The sequence below is a fragment of the Bowdeniella nasicola genome, from assembly GCF_001907295.1.
GTDB classification, from domain to species: Bacteria; Actinomycetota; Actinomycetes; order Actinomycetales; family Actinomycetaceae; genus Bowdeniella; species Bowdeniella nasicola.
Genome location: NZ_MQVR01000099.1, coordinates 1 through 7255, shown reverse-complemented (window position 1 = coordinate 7255; position 7255 = coordinate 1). Strand labels below are relative to the sequence as shown.

Annotated in this window: 8 protein-coding genes; 6 read left to right on the top strand and 2 right to left on the bottom strand. The window is 62.9% G+C overall.

The window, feature by feature from the left end; all coding sequences use genetic code 11:
• The first annotated feature begins 144 nt into the window (after window positions 1-144).
• Window positions 145-777 (top strand): hypothetical protein, encoded by a 633-nt coding sequence (locus tag BSZ39_RS11740; RefSeq protein ID WP_073717510.1) that lies wholly within the window; start codon window positions 145-147, stop codon window positions 775-777.
• A 51-nt stretch (window positions 778-828) separates the two neighbouring features.
• Window positions 829-1110 carry an Lrp/AsnC family transcriptional regulator gene (locus BSZ39_RS11735; RefSeq protein ID WP_073717509.1) on the top strand — a complete coding sequence of 94 codons (282 nt, stop codon included), beginning with the start codon at window positions 829-831 and terminating at the stop codon, window positions 1108-1110.
• Here the strand turns inward: BSZ39_RS11735 and trpD are convergent.
• Together trpD and BSZ39_RS11725 are read right to left on the bottom strand one after the other, a co-directional pair.
• Window positions 1107-2144, bottom strand: a complete 1038-nt coding sequence (gene trpD / locus BSZ39_RS11730; RefSeq protein ID WP_073717508.1) for an anthranilate phosphoribosyltransferase — start codon at window positions 2142-2144, stop codon at window positions 1107-1109. The genes BSZ39_RS11735 and trpD overlap by 4 nt on opposite strands.
• Window positions 2141-2539, bottom strand: a complete 399-nt coding sequence (locus BSZ39_RS11725) for a response regulator (protein ID WP_073717507.1) — start codon at window positions 2537-2539, stop codon at window positions 2141-2143. Before BSZ39_RS11725 ends, trpD begins: the two co-directional genes overlap by 4 nt.
• Before the next feature lie 182 nt (window positions 2540-2721).
• Between BSZ39_RS11725 and ctaE the strand changes: the two genes are divergently transcribed.
• Genes ctaE through qcrB form a run of 4 tightly spaced genes read left to right on the top strand, consistent with a single transcriptional unit; the run spans window position 2722 to window position 6973 of the window.
• Complete coding sequence (gene ctaE, locus BSZ39_RS11720) at window positions 2722-3375, top strand: aa3-type cytochrome oxidase subunit III (protein ID WP_187343247.1); 654 nt, start codon at window positions 2722-2724, stop codon at window positions 3373-3375.
• A 30-nt stretch (window positions 3376-3405) separates the two neighbouring features.
• A complete protein-coding gene (gene qcrC / locus BSZ39_RS11715; RefSeq protein WP_073717506.1) occupies window positions 3406-4182 on the top strand; it encodes a cytochrome bc1 complex diheme cytochrome c subunit in 777 nt (258 codons plus the stop codon).
• Entirely contained in the window at window positions 4179-5246 is a 1068-nt protein-coding gene (gene qcrA / locus BSZ39_RS11710) for a cytochrome bc1 complex Rieske iron-sulfur subunit (protein WP_222842952.1), read from the top strand. The genes qcrC and qcrA overlap by 4 nt, the downstream gene beginning before the upstream one ends.
• Window positions 5243-6973: a cytochrome bc1 complex cytochrome b subunit gene (gene qcrB / locus BSZ39_RS11705; protein ID WP_222842951.1), complete on the top strand. Its 1731-nt coding sequence runs from the start codon at window positions 5243-5245 to the stop codon at window positions 6971-6973. The genes qcrA and qcrB overlap by 4 nt, the downstream gene beginning before the upstream one ends.
• The last annotated feature ends 282 nt before the right edge of the window (window positions 6974-7255 follow it).

Below are 7255 nucleotides of genomic sequence, written 5' to 3'. Positions count from 1 at the left end.
GCTTCATCACTACAATCATCACAGACCCCATACCGGGATCGGTGGTCTTACTCCATCAGAACGCGTTCACAACCTCACGGGGAACTACAGCTAGCCGCCCTGCAGCGCGCAACCGGGATTCGCTCGTGTACGACGAGGCTGCCGGTGCGACCCGCGACGAACGCCACCGCGTGCCTCGCGAAAGAACTCGGCACCTGTAGCGCGCCCTGCGTCGATCCCGACGCCACCGACGCCTACCGCGCCGCCGTCGACCGCGCTCGGTGCGCCCTTGCCGGGGACTTCACTCCGGTGCTCGCCACGTGCCGGGACCGGATCGCACAGCTTGCCGCTGCCGAACGTTTCGAGGAGGCGGGCGCGGAACGTGACCGGCTCGCGGCAGCGCAGCGCGGTGCCCGACAATTTGATCGGCTGCTGCCCTATCTCCTGACGCCCGAGATCGTCGCAGCTCGTCCCAATGGCGATGGCAGCTGGGAACTCGCACTCGTGCGTTATGGGCGCCTTGCCGCATCCGTCCGCCTGCCGCGAGGCAGTGCAGTGGCACCCTATCTGCAAGACGCTCGAGAACTCGCCGAAGATGTCCCCGTGCCCGCGCATTACGCCGAGCGCGCCAGCGCGGAAGAAACCGCACTGATTGCCTCCTGGTGCGAACAGGACGGAACGAGGCTCGGACACATCAGCGAATCTCTCGCCCCCTTCGCAAGCCCCATCGGCTCAGCGCTCTCCCCCGCATTCGAGCTCGCTTCCCTTTATGACGTCGAGGAATACGCCAGCGCGTAGCTGATGAGAGACAATAGAGCCCGAGCCCACTACCGCCCTGAGGAGAAGCCCATGATTACCGCTATTGTCCTGATCGATGCGGAAGCTAACCGGATTCCGGAGGTCGCGAAGGAAGCGGCCGAGCTCGAGGGAATTTCCGAGGTCTTCTCCGTTACCGGCGATATCGATCTCATTGCGATCGCACGCGTCAGCGCACACGAGGAACTCGCGGGGGTCGTCGCCGATCGACTCTCAAAGATCGACGGTGTCATCAATACGCGCACCTATATCGCGTTCCAGACCTACTCCAAGGGCGACCTCGAAGAGGCATTCTCGCTCGGACTCGGCGATTAAGAAGCGGAGAACTCAATCCAGCGGTGTAGCACGTCGTTTGCGCGGCCATCACGCAAAACCTGCATCGCCCGCGCGAACTGCGGCGTCAATTCCTCCGTGATAGTCCCGCTCCCGCCTTCGGCCGCCACGAGTGCAGCGGCAGCATTCAGCGCGACGGTCTGAGCCACGATGTCGTCGCTGCCCGACATGACCCGACGGGCGACGTTCGCGTTGTACTGCGCGTCATCGCCGCGCAGATCAGCAACCGTCGACGGCTCGAGGCCGAGGTCGGTCGCATCGAGCTCGGCGTAGTGCACCTCGCCATCGCGCACGCGCCACACCTGATTGATTGCGGTCGACGTCAGTTCATCGAGGCCATTGCTGCCCCGGAAGACCACGGCACTGGTGCCGCGTTCGGCGAGCACCCCCGCGACGAGCGGGGCATGCTTCGCATTCGACACGCCAATGGCGCACGCCCGTGGCCGTGCAGGGTTCGTGAGCGGGCCGAGCACGTTAAACGCTGTCCCGACTGCTAGCTCTCGCCTGGTCGGGGCCGCAAAGCGCATCGACGGGTGAAAGAGGTTCGCGAAGAGGAAACAGATTCCGACCTGTTCAAAGCCCCGAGCGACCTTCTCGAGCCCCATGGTGAGGTCGACGCCTAGCGCCTCCAACACATCCGCGGAGCCCGATGCCGAGGAGGACGCACGATTGCCGTGCTTCGCGACGCGCACCCCGGCGCCCGCGATGACGAGCGAAGCCATCGTCGAAATATTGACGGTCTTGGCTCGATCTCCCCCGGTGCCCACAATGTCGACAGCGCCTTCGGGGATATCGATGGGATTGGCGTGCCCGAGCATCGTGTCGGCAAGTGCACGCAGTTCCGCGACGGACTCGCCCTTGGTGGCTAGGCCAACGAGGAAAGCCCCCAGCGTGGCCGGATTGACCTCATCGGACATGATGCGATCCATTGCCCAACAGGTTTCGTCATAGCCGAGGTCGCGCCCCGCAATGATCGCTGCCAGGAGATCCGGCCAGGTCCGGGCCTGCTCGGTCATAGCTTGCGTTGGATCTCAGCGATCTTTTCTTGCACGTCACGCGGGTTCAGCGGGGCGGCAAGGATGTCATCGGCTTCCGACCAGTGGGCAAGCCAGGTGTCCTGCGGGCGACCAATGAGGACGAGGATCGGCGGGCAGTTGAACACTTCCTGCTTGAGCTCCTTGCACAGCCCCATGCCGCCGACCTTTGCGGCTTCACCGTCGAGGACCAAGAACGCGTAGTCGTTCTCAGCAACCTTCGATTGCACGGCTGCAGCAGTCGCCGTCTCATCCCAGCGAATCATGGGAAGGCCTCGAGCCGCGCGGCGGCCCACGGCACCGATGACATCGGCACGCGTCGTCGAGTCATCGCTATAGATCAAGACATCGATGTATTCGGGCTGCTGCTCATCCATGGAAATGTCCTCCTCGGTCGGTCTGACCCCATGCTAATCGCGGTTGCGACTCAAGAGGTACTTCGGTCCCACGGCCGCGCTCACGCGACCAAGGTCACACCAAGAAAAGCCGGTGTCAAATACGCCGGGTTTTAGGCCTTTCGACCCACACACCGGAACAAAATGTGTGGAATGAGCCCGAGATGGGACATAATGACACCGTGTCGTCATCATCAGTCGCCATGCGCAAACCCCGTGTCGAGGTGAACCGACCGAACACCCTAGCGGTCGGCACCATTGTTTGGTTGTCCAGCGAACTTATGTTCTTCGCTGGACTCTTCGCCATGTACTTCTCGCACCGATCTGCATCGAGCGAGATTTGGCCGGCGAATACCGCAATGCTGAACTTCCCGTTCGCCTTGGGCAACACCACGATACTGGTGCTGTCCTCGATCACGTGCCAGATGGGCGTGCGGGCAGCAGAGAAGTTCCAGCGGGCGCGTACCGGCGCATTATGGAACGTCAGCAAGTGGGGCGTCATCGAATGGTTCACCCTGACCTACGTCATGGGCGCGATCTTCATCGGTGGCCAGGTCTACGAATATGCAGAACTCGTGCACGAGGGCCTGCATATCGGCGCGAACCCCTATGCGTCCGTCTTCTTCATCACGACCGGCTTCCACGGCCTGCACGTGATCGGCGGCCTTATCGCGTTCCTCTTCGTACTGGGACGCACCTTTGTCGCGAAGCGCTTTACCCACCACGAGGCGACCACCTCCATCGTGTGCTCGTACTACTGGCACTTCGTGGACGTCGTGTGGATCGTACTGTTCTTCATCATCTACGTCATTAAGTAACCGCCCCTACTACCGACAAGGACCTATATTGTGAAGGCTCTTGCAGCAGGACGGCGGAGCAAGCGGGCTCCCCTCATCCTCTTACTCCTCGCGCTGCTTCTTACCGGTTGGGTATACGCGGTGTTTACCCCGTCCGCCGACGCCGAAGCTGGCTCGGCCGCAGAGGTGAAGAAGGGCGAAGCCCTTTTCCAGTCCAACTGTTCCACCTGCCACGGCAACATGGGTCAGGGCACGGACATCGGCCCCTCGCTGATCGGTGTGGGCGCCGCCTCCGCTGACTTCCAGCTGTCCTCCGGCCGCATGCCGATGGCGGCCAACGGCCCGCAGGCGCCGGTGAAGACCCCGACGTTCAACGAAGAAGAGATCGCGGCCATGTCCGCGTTCGTCGGTTCCCTTGGCCCCGGCCCGCATATCCCCACTGACGACCAGGTCGATCCCGCCAAGGGTGACGCCGCTAAGGGGATGCAGCTGTTTAGGACCAACTGCGCCATGTGCCACAATGCCGTCGGCGCCGGCGGTGCCCTCTCGCACGGTAAGTATGCGCCCGCGCTGTATGAGGTGACCCCGCGTCAGATTTACGAAGCCATGCTCACCGGTCCCCAGTCCATGCCGGTTTTCAACGAAGCCTCCGTGACTCCCGAAGGCAAGCGCGACATCATCGCCTACCTCATGGAGCAGCGTGATCCTTCACCGGGCGGCCTATCCCTCGGCTCCCTTGGCCCCGTCTCGGAAGGCGTGTGGGTCTGGGTCGTTGGCCTCGGTTCCCTCATCGGTCTCGCAGTTTGGATTGGAGCTAAATCCTCGTGAGCATTCACCACCCCGATTTCCTCTCAGATGCGACCAACTCCGAGGTAGCCGAGCCCCAGGCTCACCCGGAACGCTTCGAAAACCCCGGCCTGCCGCCGCATAAGGAGCGCCTGTCCGACCTCGACGACAAGGCCGCCAAGCGTGTCGAGCTCCAGGTCGTTGGACTGCTCGTCCTGTCGATGGTCGCAGCCATCGCTGGCATCGTCGGCTACTTCATGTTCAACCCGAGCGAAGGCGCCAGCGCCGTGCGCTACTCGACGCTGTCGATCGGTGCCGGCCTCGGCCTCGCCATGCTCCTCATCGGCGTCGCCGCCGTTCACTGGGCCAAGGCCCTTATGAACGATGCGGAAATGGTCGAAGAGCGCCACCCGATCCCCTCGGATGACAAGACGAAGGAAGAAGCCGCCCAGCTCCTTTCCGAAGTTACCGCTGACGCCCGCATTGAGCGCCGCCCGCTGCTCAAGGGCGCGCTGGCCTCCGCCCTGCTGCTTGCTCCGCTGCCGTTCGCGGTGCCGCTTATCGGCAACCTGTCCTCGGATTGGAACATCTCCAAGTTCCGCCACACCGCGTGGGCGAACCGCCCCGCCGGTGCGCAGGGTCGCCGCCTGGCCCGCGATCCCGAAGATGAGCCGATCCGCGCTGCCGATGTCACCATCGGCTCGGTCTTCCACGTCATTCCTCACGAGCTCGGCAAGCTGCCCGGCGAAGAGCACTTCATGGAAGAAAAGGCCAAGGCCGTTGTGCTCCTGGTCCGGATCGACCCGAGCGAGCTCATCGAGGAAGAGGACCGCAAGGACTGGTCCTATGACGGCATCGTCGCGTACTCGAAGATCTGCACCCACGTGGGCTGCCCCGTGGCCCTGTACGAGCAGCAGACGCGCCACCTGCTGTGCCCGTGCCACCAGTCGACCTTCGATATGAGGGATGGCGCGAAGGTGGTCTTCGGACCTGCCAAGCGAGCGCTGCCGCAGCTGCCGATTACGGTCGACGACGAGGGTTACCTGATTGCGACCTCGGACTTCCATGAACCTGTCGGACCGAGCTACTGGGAGCGCCTGAAGTGACGACTCAATCAACTTCCGCAGCGCAGATGAAACCGCGCAAACCGTCGAAGGCAGCGCAAACCGCTGACTTCCTCGACTCCCGCACCGGTGCCGCGAAGGCGGTCAAGGAGTTTGCTCGCAAGCTCTTCCCCGACCACTGGTCGTTCCTGCTTGGCGAAGTCGCCCTGTACAGCTTCATCGTGCTTGTGCTCACGGGTGTCTTCCTCGCGATCTACTTCGTGCCCTCGATGGCAGAGGTCCACTATCCCACCGACCAGCTCCCGGCCTCGATGCAGGGCGTGGAGATGTCGGAGGCGTTCAAGTCGACCCTGGAGATCTCGTTTGAGGTCCACGGTGGCCTGTTGATGCGCCAGATGCACCACTGGGGTGCGCTGCTGTTCATGGCCGCCATTACGGCCCACATGTTCCGCGTGTTCTTCACGGGCGCGTTCCGTCGTCCGCGTGAGCTGAACTGGGTCGTGGGATTCACGCTCCTGATCCTCGGCCTGGGCGCGGGCTTCACGGGCTACTCCCTGCCCGACGATGTGCTCTCCGGTAACGGCCTGCGTATTGCCGATGGTGTCGCCAAGTCGATCCCGGTCCTTGGTTCCTACATCTCCTACGGCCTGTTCGGCGGTGAGTTCCCCGGAAAGGTCATCATCCCGCGCCTGTTCACGGCACACATTCTGCTGATACCCGGACTGATCCTCGCGCTCGTGTCCGTCCACCTCATGATGGTCGTCGTGCACAAGCACACGCAGTACCCCGGCCCGGGCCGCACCAACAAGAACGTCGTGGGTTTCCCGGTCCTGCCGGTGTACGCCGCGAAGGCCGGTGGCTTCTTCTTCATCGTGTTCGGCGTCATCGCGCTCATGGGCGCGTTCCTGTCGATCAACAACGTGTGGAACTACGGCCCCTACGACCCGTCACCGGTCTCGGCTGGCGCCCAGCCTGACTGGTACATGCTTTTCCTGGAAGGCGCGCTGCGCCTCATGCCGGGACAGACCGAGATCGTCATCGGAGGCTACACGCTTTCGCTGAACATCCTCGTTCCCGGCGTGGTCGTTCCCGGCATCCTGTTCACTGTCCTTGGCGCCTGGCCGTTCATTGAGAAGGCTGCCACGAAGGACACCGGTGAGCACCACCTCCTGGATCGCCCCCGCAACGTCCCCACCCGTACCGGTGTTGGCGTCGCGATCATTACGGCGTTCCTGATCCTCGCAGTTGCCGGCTCCAACGACCTCGTCGCCACCCACCTGGGGCTCGATCTGAACTTCATCACCTGGGTGCTGCGAGTGTTCTTCTTCGCCGGCCCCGTCCTCGCGTTCTACTTGACGAAGCGGATCTGCCTGGCGCTGCAGCGTCGCGACCGCGAGCTCGTGCTGCACGGCCACGAAACCGGTCGCGTCGTACAGCTCGAAAATGGCGCGATGATGGAGGTGCATCGTCCCCTCGATCCCTACGAGCGTTGGAAGCTCGTGTCGTTTGAGGACAAGGCTCCCCTCGAGATCGAACCGGAGCTCGACGCGAACGGTATCCCGCGCAAGGGTTACAAGGCCGATCGTCGTCGCCAGCGCTTGTCGCGCTTCTTCTACGAAGACCGCATCCGTCCCGTCACGCCGGCTGAGCTTGCGGCAGCACACGAGGAACACGCTGAGATTGCTTCCACGTCGGTTGCGAAGCTCAACCCGGACGAGCGCGACGCCGTCACGCGAGCCCTGACGAGCCGCGAGGACGCGCATACCTAAGCGTTCCTCGGCCTAACATCAGTAAGCGGCCGGATTCCCCCTAAAGTAGGCGGAATCCGGCCGCTCGCCATTGGCTGAACGGGTCGCAATCTAGGACTTTAGGCCATAGATTAGAAGGGTGAACGTCTGCTCCGCATCCGGCGACGCAGAACGATGAACAGGAGAATTCATGGCTGTTTACACCCTGCCCGAGGTCAAGTCCCTTGTAGTGGTGTAACGGCGTTTTCCTCTCGTTTGGGGTTTTAGCTTGCTAGTGCGGGCGTGTCGGTATCGGTCATGGTC